Raw genomic sequence first — 20,525 nt, 5'->3', positions numbered from 1 at the left:
GGCCCCTCACCTCATGCCTTGTCGAGCGCGAGGTTGAGTTCGAGCACGTTCACCGCAGGCTCGCCCATGAAGCCGAGCACGCGGCCGGTGGTGTGCTCCTTGACGAGCCGTTCGACCTCGGCCCGGTCGAGGCCGCGTTCCCTGGCGACGCGGGGCGCCTGGAGGTCGGCGTAGGCGACGGAGATGTGCGGGTCGAGGCCGGAGCCGCTCGCGGTCACCGCGTCGGCGGGGACGACCGCCGTCGCGTTCCCCCGGACGGGGACGGTGCGCCCGGCGGCGTAGTCCTCACCCGGCTTGGCACATTCCACCCGCCTGCCCTGATAGGTCGCGACGAACGGAGTGGCCGGGCAGGCCTGGTTGACGCTGACGGCCCGGTCGGGGAAGACCTTGAGCACCGCGCCGACCCCGTCCGGGGTGCAGTACGGGCGGGCGCCGCTGACGCCCTCCAGCTCGCCGGCCGCCTTGGAACGGGCGCAGACCTGGGTGAGCAGCGACTGCCGGCCCTCCGCACCCGCGACCGGCAGCGTGTCCACGACGTCCTCGGGGCCCAGGTTGCTCGCGCCGGACGAGGTCGGGTCGTAGCCGTCGCCGGCGGCCGACGGGCGGGACTGGAAGTACGTCCTGACCGGATTGCCGTCCTTGTCGGTGAAGGACTGGCCGATCAGGGCGCTGCCGTGGCCGCCGTCGACGATCGAGCCGTTGGCCCGGCCGTTGAACAGCGCCTGGGCGACCCCGGTGGTGACCAGCGGGTAGATGATGCCGAGCAACGCGGTCAGGACGGCGACGGCGCGCAGGGCGGCGAGGTGCCGGCGGAGCAGGCTTGGCAGGCGTTCCATTTATGACATCCCCGGAAGGAACTGGATCAACAGGTCGATGATCTTGATACCGATGAAGGGGGCGACGATGCCGCCCAGGCCGTAGACGTACAGGTTGCGCGAGAGCAGCTTGGACGCGCTGGACGGCCGGTACCGGACGCCTCGGAGCGCCAGCGGGATCAACGCGACGATGACCAGCGCGTTGAAGATCACCGCGGCCAGGATCGCGGACTGGGGGCTGGACAGGCGCATGACGTTGAGCGCGTCCAGGCCGGGGTAGACGGCCGCGAACATGGCCGGGATGATCGCGAAGTACTTCGCGATGTCGTTGGCGATCGAGAACGTGGTCAGCGCGCCCCGCGTGATCAGCAGCTGCTTGCCGATCTCGACGATCTCGATGAGCTTGGTCGGGTTGGAGTCCAGGTCGACCATGTTCCCGGCCTCCTTGGCGGCCGAGGTGCCGGTGTTCATGGCCACGCCGACGTCCGACTGGGCCAGGGCGGGGGCGTCGTTGGTGCCGTCGCCGGTCATCGCGACCAGGCGGCCGCCCTCCTGCTCCTTCCTGATCAGGGCGAGCTTGTCCTCGGGGGTGGCCTCAGCCAGGAAGTCGTCCACGCCGGCCTCGTCGGCGATGGCCTTGGCGGTGAGCGGGTTGTCGCCGGTGATCATGACGGTGCGGATGCCCATGCGGCGCATCTCGTCGAAACGTTCGCGCATGCCCTGCTTGACGACGTCCTTGAGGTGGATGACGCCGAGCACGCGGCCCCGTTCGGCCACGACCAGCGGGGTGCCGCCGGAGGCGGAGATGCCGTCCACGATGTGGCCGACGTCGTCGGTGGGGTGGCCGCCGTTGTCGCGCACCCACTTCATGACCGCGGTGGCCGCGCCCTTGCGGACCTCGCGGCCGTCCAGGTTCACGCCGGACATGCGGGTCTGGGCGGTGAACTGCACCCATTCGGCGCCGTGGATCTCGCGCTCGCGCAGGCCGTACCGCTCCTTGGCGAACACCACGATCGAGCGGCCCTCGGGGGTCTCGTCGGCGAGGCTGGAGAGCTGGGCGGCCTCGGCGAGCTCCCGCTCGCCGACCCCGTCCACGGGGACGAACTCGGCCGCCTGCCGGTTGCCCAGCGTGATCGTGCCGGTCTTGTCCAGCAGCAGCGTGGACACGTCACCGGCCGCCTCCACCGCGCGGCCGGACATGGCCAGGACGTTGCGCTGCACCAGACGGTCCATGCCGGCGATGCCGATGGCCGACAGCAGCGCCCCGATCGTGGTGGGGATCAGGCAGACCAGCAGCGAGACCAGGACGATGCCGGTGACGCCGTCCGCGTCGAGCGCGAGCGAGTCGGGGACGCCGGGGTTGATCTGCTTGGAGTAGACGGCCAGCGGCTGCATGGTCACGGTGGCGACCAGGAAGACGACCGTCAGGGCGGCCAGCAGGATGTTGAGCGCGATCTCGTTGGGCGTCTTCTGCCGGTCGGCGCCCTCGACCAGGGCGATCATGCGGTCGACGAAGCTCTCGCCGGGCTTCTGGGTGATCCTGACGACAATCCGGTCGGAGAGCACCTTCGTGCCGCCGGTCACCGCCGAGCGGTCGCCGCCCGACTCGCGGATGACGGGCGCGGACTCGCCGGTGATGGCCGACTCGTCCACCGAGGCGATGCCCTCGACCACGTCGCCGTCGCCGGGGATGACCTCGCCGGCCTCGACCACCACCAGGTCGCCCTGCCGCAGCTCGGGCGCGCCGACCGTGTCCCAGCCGCCCTCGGCGTCGCCGCGCAGGCGGCGGGCCCGGGTGTCGGTCTTGGCCTTGCGCAGCGTCGCCGCCTGCGCCTTGCCGCGCCCTTCCGCGACGGCCTCGGCCAGGTTGGCGAAGATCACCGTCAGCCACAGCCACACGACGGTCGCCCAGGCGAAGAACGACGGCTCGACGATCGCCAGGACGGTGGTGAACACCGCGCCGACCTCGACGATCAGCATGACGGGGTTGCGCCACAGCGTGGCCGGGTTCAACTTTTTGACCGCGTCGGGGAGGGACCTGACGAGCTGCCGGGGGTCCAGCAGGCCGCCGCCCACGCGGCCGTCCCGCCGCGCGGGGGAGGGTTTGTCCAGTACGGGGGTTGACATGTCAGGACAGTCCTTCTGCGATCGGGCCGAGCGCGAGTGCCGGGAGGAAGGTGAGGGCGACGAGGACGACCGTCACGCCGACGACCAGGCCGACGAACAGCGGCCGGTGCGTGGGCAGCGTGCCGGCGCCCTCGGGGACGGGCGACTGCGCCGCCAGCGAACCGGCCAGGGCCAGCACCAGGATGATCGGCAGGAACCGGCCGAAGGCCATGCACAGGCCGAGCGCCACGTCGTACCAGGGGGTGTTGACGGTGAGGCCGGCGAAGGCGGAGCCGTTGTTGTTGGAGGCGCTGGTGAAGGCGTACAGGACCTCCGACAGGCCGTGCGGGCCGCCGTTCAGCATGCTCGCGCGCCGCTCCGCCGAGCCCATCGCGAACGCGGTGCCGACCAGCACGAGGGCCGGGGTGACCAGGAAGTACAGGGAGGCGAGCTTGATCTCGCGGGCGCCGATGCGCTTGCCCAGGTACTCGGGGGTGCGGCCGACCATCAGGCCCGCCACGAACACCGTGATCACGGCGAGGATCAGCATGCCGTACAGGCCCGAGCCGACGCCGCCGGGCGCGACCTCGCCGAGCATCATGTTGACCATCGTCATCATGCCGCCGAACGGCGTGTAGGAGTCGTGGAAGGAGTTGACCGCTCCGGTGCTCGTGAGGGTGGTCGAGGCGGCGAAGGTGGCCGAGTTCGAGACGCCGAAGCGCAGCTCCTTGCCCTCCAGCGCCGCGCCGGCCGCCTGCGGCACGGTGGCGTTCCCGGACAGCTCGAAGACGTTGGTGAGCAGGACGCTCGCCAGGGCCAGCACGCCCATCACCGCGAGGATCGCGTACCCCTGCCGGACCTGGCCGACCAGCCGGCCGAAGGTACGGGTGAGCGAGAACGGGATCACCAGGATCAGGAAGATCTCGAACCAGTTCGTCCAGCTCGTGGCGTTCTCGAACGGGTGGGCCGAGTTGGCGTTGTAGAAGCCGCCGCCGTTGGTGCCCAGCTCCTTGATGACCTCCTGGGAGGCGACCGGGCCGCCGGTGATGACCTGCGTGCCGCCGGTCAGCGTGGCCACCTCGTGCACGCCCGAGAAGTTCTGCACCAGGCCGCCCGCCACCAGCACCAGCGCGCCGACGAAGGCGATCGGCAGCAGGATGCGCAGGGTGCCGCGGACCAGGTCCACCCAGAAGTTGCCGATCGTGCCGGACTTACGGCGGGCGAACCCGCGTACGAGCGCCACCGCGACCGCCATGCCGACGGCCGCGGAGACGAAGTTCTGCACGGCCAGGGCGGTCATCTGGGTCAGGTGGCCCATCGTGGACTCGCCCGAGTACGCCTGCCAGTTGGTGTTGGTGACGAAGCTGATCGCGGTGTTCCAGGCGATGTGATCGGTGACCGGCTCCATGCCGAGGCTGAGCGGCAGCTTGTCCTGCAGGCGCTGGAGGCCGTACACGACCAGGACCGAGATCACCGAGAAGGCCAGCAGGCTGCGGGCGTAGACGGGCCAGCTCTGCTCGGCGTCGGCCCGCACTCCGAGCAGGCGGTAGATGCCGCGCTCGACGACGTTGTGCTTCGTCGTGGCGTAGACGCGGTACATGTAGTCGCCGAACGGCTTGTGCACCAGGGCCAGAGCGGCGATCAGGGAGACGATGAAGATCATCCCGGCCAGGGCCGTACTCATCAGAACCGCTCCGGGAACAGCAGGGCCGCGACCATGAAGATCACCAGACCGGCGACCACGATGAGACCGGTGGCGTTGACGGCGCTCACAGCCGCTCCACCGCCCGCACGACCAGCCCGAAGATCACGAAGATCGCGATCGTCAGGGCGACGAAGATGACGTCGGCCATCCCCACTCCTCAGCTCGATGATGAGATCGCCGCCGCCCCTTGACGGGCGGCCGCAGGTTCAGCAAACGCCGGAAAATGGGGTGTTTTGTCGTTCTTGACGCCTTTCATACGGCCGTGGCCCGAATCTTGACGGCCTCTCTACGCGGCGGGCCGCGCTCCGGTCACGGCAAGAGGTGGCGCCAGCGTTCGGCCGACGCCAGGGCGTCCAGGCTGATCCGTTCCAGGAACGCGCCGCCCCTGGCCAGGCGCCGTCCCGCGGGCGTGTCGAGCCCGAGCGTCTGCCCCGCCGCCTTCGCGACCTCCGCCGCCGCGAGCGTCTGCCGCGCGCTGATCATCGTCGAGTGGTACCAGGCGTCGTCGTCGACCACGTAGATGTCGCGCCGCCGCTGCGGATCACGTTCGCGCCTGATCAACCCCTGCTGGGTCAGGTAGCCCACCGCTGTGGAGATCGAGGCGGGGCTCACCTTCAGCTCTCGGGCCAGCTCGGCCGCGGTGAGCCGGCCGTCCTCGCTCAGCCACAGGCCGATGAGCACGCGCGCCACCATTTTCGGCAGGCCCATCGCGACCGCCATCTCGACGGCTCCCTCTTCCACCTCGAAGACCTCACCGCTCCGGGGTGCGGCCGAACGTGCCGGGGCGCCGCGCCGCGCCCGCCGCGCCGTCGCCTGGTGCGCCCGCTCGGGACGGTAGTCGCCGGGGCCGCCGTTGCGGCCGACCTCGCGGCTGATCGTCGAGGTCGGCCGGTCAAGCCGCCTGGCGATCTCGGCGTAGGAGCGGCCTTCGGCGAGACCGGCCGCGATGCGCCGGCGGTCGTGCAGGGTCAACCTTCCTTCTGCCACGACCTCACTATTGCGTTCGTCCGCACACAATGCAACGTTTCATTGCATTCAGCTTCAGCGCCAACGTATCAGTTTGTCGCATATGACCTGGACTTATGTGTTTCCATTGATTGACACAATTTCTGAAAGCAACGTAGCTTTCAATGGTGATGAACACGTACTATCGCGATGAGTCGCGGGCCTTCGTCTCGGTGACGGGGCTGCGCAAGTCCTACGGCGCCCACCGCGTCCTGGACGGCATCGACCTGTCCATCCCGCAGGGCACCGTCTTCTCGCTGCTCGGCCCCAACGGCGCGGGCAAGACCACCACGGTGCAGATCCTGTCCACCCTGATCAAGGCCGACGCCGGCGAGATCCGGGTCGCCGGGCACGACCTGGCCAGGGAGCCCGACAAGGTGCGTGCCGTGATCGGCGTCACCGGCCAGTTCTCCGCGGTCGACGGCTTCCTCACCGGCGAGGAGAACCTGCGGCTCATGGCCGACCTGCTGCACCTCGGCCGCGCCGAGGGCCGCCGCCGAGCCGGCGACCTGCTGGAGCGCTTCGACCTCACCGGCGCCGCGCGCAAGCCCGCGGGCGCCTACTCGGGCGGCATGCGCCGCCGGCTCGACCTCGCCATGACCATGGTCGGCACGCCCAGGCTCATCTTCCTCGACGAGCCCACCACGGGCCTGGACCCGCGCAGCCGCCGCACGATGTGGCAGATCGTCCGGGACCTCGTCCGGCAGGACGGCGTGACCATCTTCCTGACCACCCAGTACCTGGAGGAGGCCGACGAACTCGCCGACCGCATCGCGCTGCTCAGCCAGGGCCGGCTGGTGGCCGAGGGCACCCCTGAAGAGCTCAAGCGCATGGTCCCCGGCGGCCACGTCGTCGTGCGCTTCGCCGACCTCGACGGGTACCGCAGGGCGGCCTCCCTGGTGGGGGCGACCGCGCGCGACGAGGAGTCCCTCACGGTGCAGCTCCCCGACACCGGCGTCAGAGGGCTGCGCGAGCTCCTGGAACTGCTGGACGCGCAGGCCGTCGACGTCGCCGAACTGTCGATGCACACGCCCGACCTGGACGACGTCTTCCTGACCCTGACCGAGGAGTCCACCCGATGAGAGCGATCACCGACTCGGCGACCATGTTGCGCCGCCAGATCAGGCACATGTGGCGTTACCCCACGCTGATCCTCACCTACGCGGGCGTCCCGGTGGTGTTCCTGCTGCTGTTCGTCTACGTTCTAGGCGGCATCATGGGCGCCGGGATCGGCGGCGACCGCGCCGCCTACGTCGGCTACGTCACTCCCGGCATCCTGATCATGACGATCGCGAGCGCCGCGCAGGGGACCGCGATCGCGGTGGCGATGGACATGACCGAGGGCATCGTCGCCAGGTTCAAGACCATGGCCATCGCCCGCGTCTCGGTCCTGACCGGGCACGTGCTCGGCGCGCTGGTGCAGAACTTCACCGCGATCGCGGCCGTGACGCTGACGGCCCTGCTGATCGGCTTCCGCCCCGCCGCCTCGGCGCTGGACTGGCTCGGGGTGGTGGGGGTGCTGGCCATGTTCACCTTCGCCGTCACCTGGCTGTCGGCCGCGCTGGGTATGGTCACCAGGAACGTGGCCACGGCCAGCAACCTGCCGATGCCGCTGATGCTGCTGCCGTTCCTGGGCAGCGGCGTGGTGCCGCCGGAGTCGATGCCGGGCCCGTTGCGCTGGTTCGCCGAACACCAGCCGTTCACGCCGGTCATCGAAACCCTGCGCGCGCTGCTGGCCGGGCAGCCCGCGGGGCCCAGCCTCGCGGCGGCGGCACTCTGGAGCGCGGTCATCGCGCTGGGCGGGTACCTGTGGGCCCGAAGGCTCTACGACCGGTGAGGCTTCCCCTTCGTGCCGATCTTCTCGCTGACGGACTCCTGGTAGAGGTCGGCGTAGGTGCGGGAGTCCTTGATCAGGCCGTCGGCGAAGGCGGCGACGTCGTCGCCGATGAGTTCCAGGACTCCCTTGCCGGCCGCGACGCCCTCCTCGAAGAAGTCGACGATCCCCGGTAGCAGGGGCCCGTCGGTCAGCCCGACCGGCCCGACCTTGAAGAAGTACCGCTGCATCTCCTTGTAGACGATCTGGTAGTCGGGCGGCAGCGCCTTGACCCGCGCCAGGTGTGCCCGCCACTGCTTCTTGCCCTCGATGATGTCCTGGATGCCCACGTCAGCCTCCCAGCCGGCCCAGTTTCCTCGCGACGTTCCTGTTCAGCTGCTCGCGCCACCGGTCGCGGAAGCTGCGGCCCCCGGTCTCGCCGGCCAGTGCCGCGCAGAAGCCCGGGATGTCGTCGCCCAGCACCTCGTGAACGTTCTGCCCGTCGGCCGCCGTCTCCTCCAGCAACCCCAGAACGCCGTCGAAGATCGGCATCAGGTTCCGGCCGGTGAAGTCCGAGTAGTGAAAGAGATGGCCCTTGATCTCGTCCCATGCCGCTCGGTGGTCGGCCGGCAGTGCCGCGGCCCGGGCTTCGAACGCCTTGTATTCCCTGGTGAGATCGCTGCCGGTGATGGTCTCCCAGAAATTCATCTCCCGCCCTCCTTGAGCTTGTCGATCCGGGATGTGATGTACGCCCATTTCGCCCAGAACGTCGCCAGCTCCGCGCGTCCCGCGTCGTTGAGCGCGTAGAACTTGCGCGGCGGGCCCTGTTCGGACGGTCGTTTCGTCACCTGGACGAGCCCGTTCTTCTCCAGTCGCAGCAGGATGGTGTAGACCGTCCCCTCGACGACGTCGGCGAAGCCCAGGTCGTTCAGCCGGCGCGTGATGGCGTACCCGTAGGTCTCTTCGCTGCCGATGATCTCGAGCACGCAGCCCTCGAGCGTGCCCTTCAGCATCTCCGTCAGATTGTCCATCGCGGCTCTTCTTCCGCCCTTCCGAAGTACTCGGTGATACCGAGTACTGCTACACAGTACCACAGAGTAGCTGGTCTGGTGATCAGGGGCGCGGCGGCTGCCGGCGGACGGCGAGTCGGCCGTGCCGCATGCGGCCGGTCAGGCGGACGCGCAACACCTCCGGTGCGTCGTCGTCGGGTGCCCTGCCGATCGCCAGCGTGCCGTGCCGCACCGAGAGCTCGTCGCTCTCCAGCACCATGCCCGGCGCGAGGACCAGCTCCACGCTGCCGCCGCTCACCCGCAGCTCGATGACCAGCTCGGGCGCGCCGCGCACCGCGCTGGTCAGGTCCAGCAGCACGTCGCTCCACGCGGTGCGCAGCGCCAGCCGGTGCGGCAACCTCCAGCGGCCGTCGCGGCGCACCGAGCCGTGCTTCTCCTTGATGGTGAGCAGTTCGGCGGCCGGAGCCGCGGGGAGCGGCAGCGCGAGCGCGCCGGCGCTGCCCGGCCCCGCGACCAGGTCGGTGACGAGCGGGGCCAGCGCGCCGACGGTGCGGGCGGACAACGCCGCCTCCAGCCGCTCCTCGAATTCGGCCAGGTCGAGCCGGCCGTCGGCGACGGCCGTCCGCAGCAGCTCGGTGACCCGGTCGCGGTCCGCGTCGGAGGCCCGCAGCGCCGGTGAGGAGGGCTGCCCAGGACCCGCCGGGAGCTCTGCCATGGGTGGTTCCTCTCTGGAGCTCAGGGATCCGGGCGCTTCCTGGCCGTGGTCACGCGTCCCAGGTGACGGGGAGGCTCTTGACGCCGTAGATGTCGGCGATCTCCGGCCGCAGGGCGACCTGGTCGGCCGGTACGGCCAGGCGCAGGGTGGGGAAGCGGGCGAGCAGCGCGGGGAAGGCGACGCGCATCTCGACGCGGGCGAGCTGCTGGCCCAGGCACTGGTGGATGCCGTGGCTGAAGGCCAGGTGGCCGCCGTCCTGCCGGCGCAGGTCGAGGGTGTGGGGGGCGGGGAAACGTTCGGGGTCGCGGTTGGCGGTGTTGAGGGACAGGATGACCATCGTGCCGGCCTTGACGGTCTGGCCGGCCAGCTCGACGTCCTCCAGGGCGACCCGGTAGAACTGCTTGGCGACGGACAGGTACCGCAGCAGCTCCTCGACGGCCTGGTCGGCGAGCGTGGGGTCGGCGCGCAGCGCGGCGAGCTGGTCCGGGTTCTGCAGCAGGGCGAAGGTACCGAGGGCCAGCATGTTGGCGGTGGTGTCGAACCCGGCCGACAGCAGGATCAGGGCCATGCCCTGCAGCTCCTCGTCGGTCAGGTCGCTGTCGAGCAGGTCGCTGAGCACGTCGTCGGTCGGGGCGGCGCGCTTGGCGGCCACGAGTTCGGCCAGGTACTGCTGGGTGGCGAGGTAGGCGGCGATCAGTTCCTCGTCACCGGCCTCGCCGCCGAGGAACTTGTCGATGTTCTCCTGGAAGCGGCCCCGGTCCTCGTACGGCACGCCCAGCAGTTCGCAGATGACGATGGCGGGGATGGGCTTGGCGAACGCGGTCACCAGGTCGGCGGTGGGGCCGGCCTTCTCCATGGCGTCCAGGTGTTCGGCGGTGATCTGCTCGACGCGCTCGGTCAGCAGCCGCATCCGGCGGACGGTGAACTTGCCGACGAGCGGCTTGCGGTAGCGGCTGTGCTGCGGCTCGTCCATGAGCAGGAACTCGCCGGGCGGGGCCGGGGGGACCTCGATGTCGCCGTAGTCGATGGTCGGGTGGTGGGCCATGAGCTCCTTGCGGGAGCTGAACCGGGGGTCGGCCAGGATCGAGCGGACCAGGTCGTAGCCGGTGACCAGCCAGCCCTGGTGTCCGTCGGGGAAGGGGAAGTGGCTGATGGGGCCGTGCTCGCGGGCCTCGACGAGCTCCTTGGGCGGGTCGAACGGGCAGCCGGAGCGGCGTTCGGCGGGCATCGGCGTGACGGTGTGGAGGGAGTCGGTCATGATCGTCCTTTGCGGCCTAGGAAATCTTGCGGCGGTAGGTGTTCATGGCGAAGGCGTAGGCGACGACCAGGATGCCGACGCACCAGGCGAGGGCGATCCAGATGTCGTTGCCGACGGGCTGCTCGGCGAACAGGGCGCGGATGGCGTTGACGATGGAGGTCACCGGCTGGTTCTCGGCGAAGACGCGCACCACGGTGGGCATGGTGTCGGTGGGCACGAACGCCGAGCTGAGGAACGGCAGGAAGATGAGCGGGTAGGAGAACGCGCTCGCGCCTTCCATGGTCTTGGCCGACAGGCCGGGGATGACGGCGATCCAGGTCAGCGCCAGGGTGAACAGGATGAGGATGCCCGCGACCGACAGCCAGGCCGACAGGCCCGCGCTGGAGCGGAAGCCCATGAGCAGGGCGACGAGCATCACGACCACGAGCGAGACCAGGTTGGCGACCAGCGAGGTCAGCACGTGCGCCCACAACACGGACGAGCGTGCGGTCGGCATGGACTGGAAACGCTCGAAGATGCCGCCCTTCATGTCCATGAACAGCCGGTAGGCGGTGTAGGCGATGCCGGAGGCGACCGTGATGAGCAGGATGCCGGGCAGCATGTAGTTCACATACGAGTCCGACCCCGTCCTGATCGCGCCGCCGAACACGTAGACGAACATCAGCATCATGGCGATCGGCATGATCGCGGTCGTGACGATGGTGTCCGGGCTGCGGGAGATGTGGCGCAGGGACCGTCCCAGCAGGACGGTGGTGTCACCGAAGAAGTGCTTGCTCATCGTGGTGGTCCTTAGGCTTTCGTGCCGACGAGGGTGAGGAAGACGTCCTCCAGGGTCGGTTGCTTCTCGACGTACTCGACCTTGGCGGGCGGGAGGAGCTGCTTGAGCTCGGCGAGGGTGCCGTTGACGATGATCCGGCCCTCGTGCAGGATCGCGATCCGGTCCGCGAGCTGCTCGGCCTCGTCCAGGTACTGGGTGGTGAGCAGCACGGTGGTGCCCTGGGCGGCGAGCTCCCTGACGGCCTGCCACACCTCGATGCGCGCCTGGGGGTCGAGGCCGGTGGTCGGCTCGTCGAGGAAGATGACCGGCGGGTCGCCGATGAGGCTCATCGCGATGTCGAGGCGGCGGCGCATGCCGCCCGAGTACGTCGCGGCCTTGCGGCCGCCCGCGTCGGTCAGCGAGAACCGCTCCAGCAGGTCGTCGGCGATCTTGCCGGGGTTCTTCAGGTGCCGCAGCCGGGCGACCAGCACGAGGTTCTCCCGCCCGCTGAGGATCTCGTCCACGGCGGCGAACTGGCCGGTGAGGCTGATGGACTCGCGCACCCGGGCGGCCTGCCCGGCGACGTCGAGGCCGTTGACCCTGGCCGTGCCGGCGTCGGCCCTGAGCAGCGTGGACAGGATCTTCACGAGCGTGGTCTTGCCCGCGCCGTTCGAGCCGAGCAGCGCGAAGATGCTGCCCCGTGCCACCTCGAAGTCCACGCCGCGCAGCACGTTGAGTTCCTTGTACGACTTCTCCAGGCCGTGCACCTGGATCGCCGGATCTTGTTGTGTCGTCATCACTCGGTCCTGTCTTCTCTTCCGGGGGCTCGCCGTGGGCGCAACTACTCAGTGGTGCTGACTACTGGCTATATAGTGCCACGAGGTACCGGTACCTAGCAACACCGAATAGTCGCCGTGATCGCCGAGGTGTTCATGGCGTCCACCTTCGCGGGCCGCGCTGACACCGCGCGGACGCCGTGCTGACACGGCCGCGCCGCGTCCTGACGCCGTCAGGGGCGGCGGAATGAACCTTTCATCGCCTACGCGACGTTCGTGCAGGTCGCCAGGGCCGCGCGCGGGCCGATCTTGCGGTGCGGACTGGCCACGAGCGCGCCGGCGGACGCCACGTCCCCGCTCCAGGTCGTCTACACCAACCTGCCGTACGACATCTGCGTCGCCTTCGGCCAGTCGGGCCGGCAGAACGGGCGCTGGCAGACCTGGTGGTGCAGCACGCACTATCCGCAGAGCTACCCGGGCTCCGCCACCTACGACCTGTGGGCGTACGTGAACTGACGCCTTTGTCGGCTGGATATGCGGTCAAAAGTTGCGTACGTGGGTAATCAGGCCCGAACCTATGATCTCGGGGGACGTACCACATAGAGATCATGAGGGCGGATGGGCACCAAACGGGGCGCGGGGGCAGCCATCGGCTGGGCAGCGCTGTCGATCGTGATTCCGGGCGCTGCCCATCTGCGGGCCGGGTACCGGCTGCTCGGGCTGGCGCTGCTGGCGCTGTTCCTGGCCGCGGGCGTGGCGGTGGCCGTCGTGGTGGCCTCGGCGGGCGGCATGGCCATGGCGACCCAGGCCACCTGGGCCAAGGCGATCAGCGGTGGCGCCGTCGGCGTCGGCGTCGCGTGGGGGCTGCTGGTGGTCGCCTCCTACACCGTGCTGCGCCCGCGGCGGCGGCTGGTCTGGTCGGACGGCGTGGCGCTGCTGCTGGTCGCGGCCGTCGTGTCGCCGTTCGTGGTGGCCTCGCAGACGGTGTCGGAGGTCGACGCCACGCTGACCGACGTGTTCAACGCCCCCGAGCCCACGCCCATCGACCACGCCGACCCGTGGGCCGGCCGGACGAGGGTGAACATCCTGCTGCTCGGCGGCGACGGCGCGCGCGGCCGCAACGGGACGAGCATCCGCACCGACAGCGTCAACGTCGTCAGCATCGACGTCAGGACCGGCGACACCGTGCTGTTCGCGCTGCCCAGGGAGATGGAGAACGCGCCCTTCCCCAGGGGGAGCGTGATGGGCCGGCTGTTCCCGCCGCCCAAGGGCTTCTACATCGCGGGAGCCGGGCGGGAGTCGGAGGACCTGCTGAACGGCGTCTGGGCCTACGCCGACACCCACCCCGCGCCCTTCCGCAACTCGCCCACCCGGGCGCCGGAGGCCGTCAAGGGCGCGGTGGGCGAGATCCTCGGCCTCAAGATCGACTATTACGTGCTGGTCAACATGTGGGGCGTGGCCCGGCTGATCGACGCGCTCGGCGGCGTGCGCATCCACGTCGAGCAGGACATCTGCTACGGCGTGGGCCGCAGCGACGGCGGCGTGATCAAGGCGGGCACCCGCCGGCTGAACGGCAACGACGCGCTCTGGTACGGCAGGGCCCGCGACCACGACGGCTCCAACTGCGCCGGAGGCGACAACCACACCCGGATGCGCCGCCAGCACTGCGTCATCTCCGCCATGCTCGACCAGCTCGACCCGGCCAACGTGCTGCTGAAGTTCAAGCAGCTGGCCGGCGCGGCCCGGCAGACGTTCCGGACCGACATCCCGCGCGGGCTGCTGCAGGACCTGGTGCCGCTGGCCGACAAGGTCAAGGGCGCCAAGGTCGGGACGTTGTCGATCGTTCCGCCGCGGTACAACCCGGCGTACCCGGACTTCCCGCGCATCCGTGCCGACGTCCGCAAGGCCATCGTCCGTTCGCACCGCGCGCCCGCCACCGTCGCCGCGGGCACGCCGTCCGCCCGGCCGTCGGTCACGCCCACCAGGACGGCGATGGCGTCGTCGGGGAAGCTGGCCGACTCCTGCGTGGCCTGATCGCGGCTACCGGCGCCCGCAGGGGCCGGCGGGCTCCTTGCCGAGGCTCACCCGCAGGGCGTTCTCGATGAACTCGCTGTTCTGCTTCTTGGACACCATCTCCGACTGGGTGAGGGTGCCGGTCATCGCGAGCCGCTGCTTCGGCACGTAGATCTGGAACGCGCCGAAGAAGCCGCTGTGCCCGTAGGCGGCTTCGCCCGTCGCGGTCAGCCGCGCGATGCCCAGCCCGTACGGCGAGCCGGCCTTGACGCTCTGCGGGGTGCTGCGCAGCATCGTCCGCAGCGTCGCCGGGCTCTTGAAGAGCCTGCCCTCGAACAGGCCGCGCATGAACCGGTTGAGGTCGGCCCCGGTGGAGACCAGGCCGCCGCCGCCGAACGTGTCGAACGTCGGGTTGTAGTCGTAGGTGTCGCGCTCGCCGAGGTAGTTGTGGGCGCGCGGGCCGCGGTGCGGCTCCCACCACTCCAGGTACGTGCGGTCCATCTTCAGCGGCCGCAGCAGCAACGACCGGTACAACCGGTGCAGCGGCTCGCGCCCGGCCTTCTCGATGACCAGCCCGGCCAGCACGTAGCCCGTGTCGGAGTAGTGGTAGCCCTTGGCGGGGGCGAAGTAGGGCTTGCCGGACCGAAGCGCCCAGTCCACCAGCTCCAGCGGTTTCCAGGTCTTGTCCGGATGATCGAGCACGTACTGGAACCACTTCTCGTCGCCGACGTAGTCGTAGAGGCCGGCGGTGTGGTCGAGGAGCTGCCGGACGGTGATCCGCGACCCGTACGGGATGCGCGCGACCAGCTTCCGGTCCAGGTATTCGCTGATGGGAGCGTCCAGGCGCAGGTCGCCGCGTTCGGCGAGGCGGAGCGCGACGGCCGCGGTCATCGTCTTGGTGACGCTGGCCGTGCGGAAGGCGTCGGAGCTGCGCAGGGCCCGTCCGCCCAGCTCGTACACGCCGGCCGCGCCGTCGAAGGCGCGGCCGGGGCCGGTCACGGTGAGGATCGCGCCGGGCACGGGCGGCTTGACGACGCCGTCCAGCAGGCAGCGGAGCCGCTCGTCCGTGGCGTCCGTGGCGTTCTGGGCCGCGGTGGCGGGCGCCTGCGCCGTCCGGGCGTGGGCCGGGACGGTGAGGCCGCCGCCGAGCACCACGCCGGCCAGGACGGCGCCGAGCAAGCAGGTTTTCTGGGCATGGTGATGATTTTTTGACCGCATGGCCAGGATTTAATCCAGATGGTATGAGTGAGACAAGAGGTTCGCCCGGATCTTGCGGTTTCCCGCACCGAGGAGGTGCCGCCATGCCCGACTCCGGCTGGGGCGAGTCCCTGCTGCCCCGGGAGCGCGAAGTGCTCGCCCTGATGGCCGAGGGCTGGTCCAACACCGGCATCGCCGCCCAGCTGTACGTGTCGCTGAGCGCCGTGGAGAAGCACGTCACCGCGGTGTTCGCCAAGCTCGGCCTGCCCGCGTCGGCGGCCGGCAACCGCCGGGTGCTGGCGGTGCTGCACTACCTCGCGGCGACCGGCCGGGCCGCGGAACGGCCGGGCGCGGGGTGGGGGAAACCGCACAGTCGCTGAGCGGGGCTTGCCGCACGCCGTCCGCCGGGCTTGAATCCTGGCCATGCGGTCAAAAATCGATCAGGACGGCCAGAAGAAGGCCTCGTTCATCGAGGAGGCCCGGCGGCGGCAGATCGTGGAGGGCGCCATCTCCACCATCGCCAGCGCCGGGCTGCCCCAGGCGTCGCTGGCCCGGATCGCCCAGGACGTCGGCGTCAGCAGGGGCGTGATCTCCTACCACTTCGCCGGCCGGGACGAGCTGATCCAGCAGGTCGTCAACGCCCTGTTCACCGAGACCAACCGGTTCATCAAGGCCAGGGTGGACCGGGCGCCGGACGCCCCGCACCGGCTGCGCGCCTTCATCGAGGCGAGTTTCGAGTTCATGGCGGCCAACCGCGCCAACTTCGTCGCGCTGGTGGACATCTGGGGCAGCTTCGGATCGCCCGAGGCCAAGCGCCGGTTCAATGCCGACATGTACGACCCGTGCCGCCACCACCTGGAGGGCATCCTGCGGCGCGGCCAGGACAGCGGCGACTTCCGCGACTTCTCGCCGCGCACGCTGGCCGCCACCGTCCAGGGCGCGATCGACGGTGTCATGCTCCAGTGGGTCTTCGACGAGGAGGCCGTCGACCTGGCCGACTGCGCCGCCGAGCTGGTGATGATGTTCGACATGGCCACCCGGCGGCGGGCGTGACGGCCGCGCCGCCGTCCGGCGGGGGAGCGGCCGGGCTGATCGCGGGGGGCCTCGGCGGGTTGCTCCGGGACCGGGCCGCCGCCCACGGTGACCGGGTGCTGTTCCGCTTCGACGGCGTCGAGACCACCGTCGCCCAGGTGGCGGAGCGGACCGACCGGCTGGCGGGCGTGCTGGCCGCGCACGGCGTCCGCCGCGGCGACCGGGTCGCGGTGATGCTGGGCAACGGCGTCGGCTTCCCGGTCACCTGGCTGGCGATCGCCAAGCTGGGCGCGGTGATCGTCCCGCTGAACCCCGGTTATCGCAGCGCCGACCTGGCCCACGTCGTCAAGGACTCCGCGCCGGTGCTGGCCCTGGCCGGTTCGGCCGCCGCGGCCGGGGCGCTGCTGGCGCAGGGCCTGGGGGAGGTCGGGCTGCTCGACCCCGCCGACGCCGGGGCCGCCTCCGAACCCGTCCCCGCGGGCGCCTTCGACGCGGGGGCCGAGACGGCCGCCGCGTCGGGTACCCCCGACCTGCCCGACGTCGGCTGGGACGACCTGCTCAACCTCCAGTACACCTCGGGGACCACCGGGTTCCCCAAGGGCTGCATGCTCACCCACCGCTACTGGCTCCACCTGGCCGAGCTCGCGGCCGACGTCGTCGCCGTCACCCCGGACGACGTCGACCTCACCGCCCAGCCGTTCTACTACATGGACCCGCAGTGGAACACGGTGCTGTGCCTGCTGACCGGCATCCCGCTGGTGATCCTGCCGCGCTTCTCCGCCTCCGGCTTCTGGCCGTCGGTGCGCGAGCACGGCGCCACCTTCTTCTACGTCCTCGGCACGATGCCGCTGCTGCTGCTCAAGCAGCCGGCCGACCCCGAACTGGACCGGGCCCACCGTGTCCGGCTCGTCCTGTGCTCGGGCATCGCGCCCGCCCTGCACGCCGCGATCGAGGAGCGCTGGGGCGCGCCCTGGCGGGAGGCGTACGGCAGCACCGAGGCCGGGGTCGTGCTGGCCGTCCGGCCCGAGGACACCGCGTGCGTCGGCACCGGCGCGATGGGACGGCCCGTCCCCGGCAAGGAGGCCAAGATCGTCCGGGAAGACGGGACCGACGCCCCGGACGGCGAGGTCGGCGAGATCGTGGTCCGCGGCCGGCCGATGCTGACCGGCTACTGGAACCGGGACGAGCCGCTGCTGCGCGACGGCTGGTACCCCATGGGCGACCTCGGCCACCGGGACGAGCGCGGCCACTACCACCTGGTCGGGCGGCTCAAGGAGATGATCCGGCGCGGCAGCGAGAACATCGCCGCCGCCGAGGTGGAGGCGGTGCTGACCGGCCACCCGGCCGTGCGCGCCGCCGCCGTGGTGCCGGTGCCCGACGAGCTGCTCGGCGAGGAGGTCAAGGCGTTCGTGCAGGTCGCCGAGCCTGTCGAGGCGCACGAGCTGGTGGCCTACGTCCGGGCGCGGCTGGCCGATTTCAAGACGCCGCGGTTCGTGGAGTTCGTCGAGGCGTTCCCGATGACGCCGTCCGAACGCATCGCCAAGCACCTGCTGCCGACCGGACGGGACGGCGCCTACGACGCCCGGGAGGGAAACCGATGAGCACCGATCTGCGGGTGCGCCGCGCCGGCTCGGCCCTGGTGGTCGCCTTCGACCGGCCCGAGGTGCTCAACGCCTTCCGGCAGCGCACCTACGGCGAGCTGGTCGCCGTCCTGGACGAGGCCGCCCGCGACGACACGGTGGGCGCGCTCGTGCTCACCGGCACCGGCCGCGCCTTCTCGGCCGGGACCGACCTGAAGGAGGCCGGCGCGCAGCTCGCCGCCGGGTCGGACGCCGACCTGGTCGAACGGACCGCCGCGCTCCAGGACCTCACCCGCCGCTTCACCACCCACCCCAAGGTGATCATCTCGGCGGTCAACGGGATCGCGGTCGGTGTCGGCGTGGAGCTGGCCATCGCCAGCGACCTGCGCCTGGCCGGCCACGCCGCCTCGTTCGCCTTCAAGGAGGTGCACCGGGGCCTGTTCCCGAGCAACGGCGTGCTGTACTCGCTGCCCCGCCTGATCGGCCACGGCCGCGCGGTGGACCTGCTGCTGTCCGGCGAGACCGTCGGCGCCGCCGAGGCGTACCGCGCCGGGCTGGTCAGCAGGCTGGTCCCCGACGCCGACCTGCTCGACACGGCGCTGGAGCTGGCCGAACGCGTCGCCGCCGCGGCGCCCACCCCGGTACGCCTGATCAAGCGGGCCATGCGGCAGGTCTGGGAGCTGGACCTGGAACAGGTGCTCGACCTGGAGACCGAAGGGCTGCTGGCCTGCCTGCGCGGCCGGGACGTGCGCGAAGGCGTCCGCTCCTTCGTCGAACGGCGCCCCGCCGTCTACCACGGCGACTGACCACGGCGACTGACCGCTGCCACTGACCGCGGCCACTGACCGCGCCGCCCGTACCGCCCCGCGATCAACCAGACCCCGGCCCGTCCATGGGCCGGGGTCCGACCTCCCCTATCCGAGAACAGCAGGGAGCCGAACGCCATGACCGGGCACGACAGCGGGGGATCGCTCCACCGCGGACTCAAACGACGGCACATGACCATGATCGGGCTCGGCGGCGTCATCAGCGCCGGCCTGTTCGTCAGCAGCGGCAAGGTGATCGCCGACACCGGCCCGGCGGCACTGGTCGCCTACGCCCTGGGCGGCCTGATCGTCGTCCTGGTGATGCGGATGCTCGGCGAGATGGCCGCCGCCCGGCCCTCGGCGGGCTCGTTCGCCGACTACGCCCGTACCGCCCTCGGGCCGCGCGCCGGGTTCCTGGTGGGCTGGTGCTACTGGCTGTTCGCGATCGTCGCGGTCGCGTTCGAGGGCGTGGCGGGGGCCAAGCTGCTGCACTCCCTGTCCGGCGCCGTCCCCGTGCTGCCGACGGCCGTCGGGCTGCTGGCGGCGCTCACCGCGGCCAACCTGGTCTCGGTACGACTGTTCGGCGAGACCGAGTTCTGGCTGGCCTCGGTCAAGGTCGTGGTGATCGTGGCGTTCCTCGCCGCCGGGGCGCTGTACGTCCTGGGCCTGTGGCCGTCCGGCGGCGGCGCCGGCCTCAGCGCGCTGACCGGGCACGGCGGGTTCGCCCCCAAGGGCTGGGGAGCGGTCCTCACCGCGCTCGTCACCGTGCTGTTCTCCTACTTCGGGGCGGAGATCGTCACCATCGCGGCAGCCGAGTCGGCCGAACCGGCCAAGGAGGTCGCGCGGGCCACCCTGCGGGTGGTCTGGCGGGTGCTGATCTTCTACGTCGGCTCGGTGCTGGTCATCCTGGCGGTCGTGCCGTGGGACCGCGTCCCGGCCAACGGCGCGGACAGCCCGTTCGCCGCCGCCATCGCCGAGCTCGGCGTCCCCGGCGCGGCGACCCTGATGACCTGGGTGATCCTGGTCGCGGTCGTGTCGGTGATGAACGCCGCGCTGTACGCCGCCTCACGCGTCCTGTGCGCGATGGCCGCCCGCGGCGACGCCCCGGCCGCGGCGGCGCGGGTGCGGGCGTCCGGGGTGCCCGCGCCCGCGCTGCTCGGCGGCGGCGCGCTCGCGCTGGCCCTGATGGCCGGCGCGTTCGCGGTCGGCGACGACGCCTTCGACCTGCTGATCAACACCGCCGGGCTGCTGGTGCTGCTGCTCTACGTCTTCGTGGCGCTGAGCCAGCTCCGGCTGCGCCGCCGCATGGAGGCCGAGTCGCCCGAGCTGCTCCGGCTGCGCATGTGGGGTTTCCCCTGGCTGAGTCGCGTGGTGGTGGCGCTGCTGGTCCTGGCGTTCGCCGCCGTGGCCGCGTCCGCCGAGGCGCTTCCCGTGGTCGGGGCGGTCGCCGTGGCCGTCGGCGGCACGCTGCTCGCCTACGAGATCAGGTCCCGCCGCAAGCAGCCCGCCGACGCGGTCGCCTGAGCGGTGGGCACGTGGCCGGTCGGCGGCCGACGTTTCCCTTCCGGGCCGGTCTCAGGGCTTCTCGCTCGTACTGCGGTCGAAGAGTTCGACCGGTTCGTCCGCGCAGAGGCCGGGGTCGAGCCCGGCGGCGAGGAGCGGGACGACGCTGTCGATCGACGCCGGCGCGCTGCCCGTCCGTGAACAGGTGGGCCGGCCGGTTCAGTGACTCGGTGTGGTGCCGTGCCCGGACGCCTGTGACCGCTGTTGAGCAGGATCTGCTGGAGCGCCCGCACCTGTGACGAGTGGGCGGCGATGAACGCCACGTTCGCCCCGGATGGCGGTGGCGAGCAGTTCGCGAGCGCCGATCGCCCCTTCCACGGCGGGACGCATTCGAAGGTGGTGGCCTGGTAGCCGCGCTCGCCTCCGGCAATATA

At 70.9% G+C, this 20,525-nt stretch carries 21 protein-coding genes and 1 pseudogene; 9 read left to right on the top strand and 13 right to left on the bottom strand.

All coding sequences use genetic code 11. From position 1 onward, the window contains the following. Positions 1-11: 11 nt before the first annotated feature. The 5 genes from ABZ459_RS21275 to ABZ459_RS21255 form a co-directional block, all read right to left on the bottom strand. Positions 12-836, bottom strand: a complete 825-nt coding sequence (locus tag ABZ459_RS21275; RefSeq protein ID WP_357972555.1) for a potassium-transporting ATPase subunit C — start codon at positions 834-836, stop codon at positions 12-14. Then, positions 837-2,942, bottom strand: a complete 2,106-nt coding sequence (gene kdpB, locus ABZ459_RS21270; protein ID WP_357972552.1) for a potassium-transporting ATPase subunit KdpB — start codon at positions 2,940-2,942, stop codon at positions 837-839. Between the two features lies 1 nt (position 2,943). After that, complete coding sequence (kdpA, locus tag ABZ459_RS21265) at positions 2,944-4,605, bottom strand: potassium-transporting ATPase subunit KdpA (protein WP_357972549.1); 1,662 nt, start codon at positions 4,603-4,605, stop codon at positions 2,944-2,946. After that, entirely contained in the window at positions 4,605-4,694 is a 90-nt protein-coding gene (gene kdpF, locus ABZ459_RS21260; protein WP_357972546.1) for a K(+)-transporting ATPase subunit F, read from the bottom strand. Before kdpF ends, kdpA begins: the two co-directional genes overlap by 1 nt. A 241-nt stretch (positions 4,695-4,935) precedes the next feature. Next, positions 4,936-5,613, bottom strand: a complete 678-nt coding sequence (locus tag ABZ459_RS21255; RefSeq protein ID WP_357972543.1) for a helix-turn-helix domain-containing protein — start codon at positions 5,611-5,613, stop codon at positions 4,936-4,938. Positions 5,614-5,762: 149 nt separating this feature from the next. On the opposite strand from ABZ459_RS21255, the gene ABZ459_RS21250 reads away from it, so the two are divergent. Further along, positions 5,763-6,713 (top strand): ATP-binding cassette domain-containing protein, encoded by a 951-nt coding sequence (locus ABZ459_RS21250; RefSeq protein ID WP_357972540.1) that lies wholly within the window; start codon positions 5,763-5,765, stop codon positions 6,711-6,713. Beyond that, positions 6,710-7,468, top strand: coding sequence for an ABC transporter permease (locus ABZ459_RS21245; RefSeq protein WP_357972538.1), 759 nt, complete (start codon positions 6,710-6,712; stop codon positions 7,466-7,468). The genes ABZ459_RS21250 and ABZ459_RS21245 overlap by 4 nt, the downstream gene beginning before the upstream one ends. Here ABZ459_RS21245 and ABZ459_RS21240 read toward each other — a convergent pair. The 7 genes from ABZ459_RS21240 to ABZ459_RS21210 form a co-directional block, all read right to left on the bottom strand. After that, complete coding sequence (locus ABZ459_RS21240; protein WP_357972535.1) at positions 7,456-7,794, bottom strand: DUF1048 domain-containing protein; 339 nt, start codon at positions 7,792-7,794, stop codon at positions 7,456-7,458. The two genes, ABZ459_RS21245 and ABZ459_RS21240, sit on opposite strands and share 13 nt — an antisense overlap. A gap of 1 nt (position 7,795) precedes the next feature. Continuing rightward, positions 7,796-8,152: a DUF1048 domain-containing protein gene (locus tag ABZ459_RS21235; protein WP_357972532.1), complete on the bottom strand. Its 357-nt coding sequence runs from the start codon at positions 8,150-8,152 to the stop codon at positions 7,796-7,798. Further along, positions 8,149-8,475, bottom strand: a complete 327-nt coding sequence (locus ABZ459_RS21230) for a PadR family transcriptional regulator (RefSeq protein WP_357972529.1) — start codon at positions 8,473-8,475, stop codon at positions 8,149-8,151. Before ABZ459_RS21230 ends, ABZ459_RS21235 begins: the two co-directional genes overlap by 4 nt. Positions 8,476-8,557: 82 nt before the next feature. Next, positions 8,558-9,169, bottom strand: coding sequence for a DUF1707 domain-containing protein (locus ABZ459_RS21225; RefSeq protein WP_357972526.1), 612 nt, complete (start codon positions 9,167-9,169; stop codon positions 8,558-8,560). Between the two features lie 49 nt (positions 9,170-9,218). After that, on the bottom strand, positions 9,219-10,427 hold the full coding sequence (locus ABZ459_RS21220; protein WP_357972523.1) for a cytochrome P450: 1,209 nt from the start codon (positions 10,425-10,427) through the stop codon (positions 9,219-9,221). Between the two features lie 16 nt (positions 10,428-10,443). Continuing rightward, positions 10,444-11,205 carry an ABC transporter permease gene (locus ABZ459_RS21215; protein WP_357972520.1) on the bottom strand — a complete coding sequence of 254 codons (762 nt, stop codon included), beginning with the start codon at positions 11,203-11,205 and terminating at the stop codon, positions 10,444-10,446. Positions 11,206-11,216: 11 nt separating this feature from the next. After that, entirely contained in the window at positions 11,217-11,981 is a 765-nt protein-coding gene (locus tag ABZ459_RS21210) for an ATP-binding cassette domain-containing protein (protein ID WP_357972517.1), read from the bottom strand. 255 nt (positions 11,982-12,236) lie between these two features. On the opposite strand from ABZ459_RS21210, the gene ABZ459_RS21205 reads away from it, so the two are divergent. Further along, complete coding sequence (locus tag ABZ459_RS21205; RefSeq protein WP_357972514.1) at positions 12,237-12,476, top strand: hypothetical protein; 240 nt, start codon at positions 12,237-12,239, stop codon at positions 12,474-12,476. A gap of 102 nt (positions 12,477-12,578) precedes the next feature. Further along, positions 12,579-13,994 (top strand): LCP family protein, encoded by a 1,416-nt coding sequence (locus ABZ459_RS21200; RefSeq protein WP_357972511.1) that lies wholly within the window; start codon positions 12,579-12,581, stop codon positions 13,992-13,994. 6 nt (positions 13,995-14,000) lie between these two features. Here ABZ459_RS21200 and ABZ459_RS21195 read toward each other — a convergent pair whose 3' ends face one another. Further along, positions 14,001-15,152, bottom strand: coding sequence for a serine hydrolase domain-containing protein (locus tag ABZ459_RS21195; protein ID WP_357972508.1), 1,152 nt, complete (start codon positions 15,150-15,152; stop codon positions 14,001-14,003). Between the two features lie 149 nt (positions 15,153-15,301). Between ABZ459_RS21195 and ABZ459_RS21190 the strand changes: the two are divergent. The 5 genes and pseudogenes from ABZ459_RS21190 to ABZ459_RS21170 form a co-directional block, all read left to right on the top strand. After that, a pseudogene (locus tag ABZ459_RS21190) lies at positions 15,302-15,550 on the top strand (helix-turn-helix transcriptional regulator); the annotation flags it as partial. 43 nt (positions 15,551-15,593) lie between these two features. Continuing rightward, entirely contained in the window at positions 15,594-16,223 is a 630-nt protein-coding gene (locus ABZ459_RS21185) for a TetR/AcrR family transcriptional regulator (protein ID WP_357972505.1), read from the top strand. Beyond that, complete coding sequence (locus tag ABZ459_RS21180) at positions 16,220-17,803, top strand: AMP-binding protein (protein WP_357972498.1); 1,584 nt, start codon at positions 16,220-16,222, stop codon at positions 17,801-17,803. Before ABZ459_RS21185 ends, ABZ459_RS21180 begins: the two co-directional genes overlap by 4 nt. Then, complete coding sequence (locus tag ABZ459_RS21175) at positions 17,800-18,588, top strand: enoyl-CoA hydratase/isomerase family protein (protein ID WP_357972495.1); 789 nt, start codon at positions 17,800-17,802, stop codon at positions 18,586-18,588. Before ABZ459_RS21180 ends, ABZ459_RS21175 begins: the two co-directional genes overlap by 4 nt. Before the next feature lie 138 nt (positions 18,589-18,726). Further along, positions 18,727-20,112, top strand: a complete 1,386-nt coding sequence (locus ABZ459_RS21170; protein WP_357972493.1) for an amino acid permease — start codon at positions 18,727-18,729, stop codon at positions 20,110-20,112. Positions 20,113-20,525 lie beyond the last annotated feature (413 nt).

Origin of the sequence: Nonomuraea sp. NPDC005692, assembly GCF_040631115.1 — a bacterium.
GTDB lineage: Bacteria > Actinomycetota > Actinomycetes > Streptosporangiales > Streptosporangiaceae > Nonomuraea.
The sequence above is the reverse complement of the archived record's forward strand: the minus strand, read 5'-3'. Positions and strand labels throughout refer to the sequence as shown.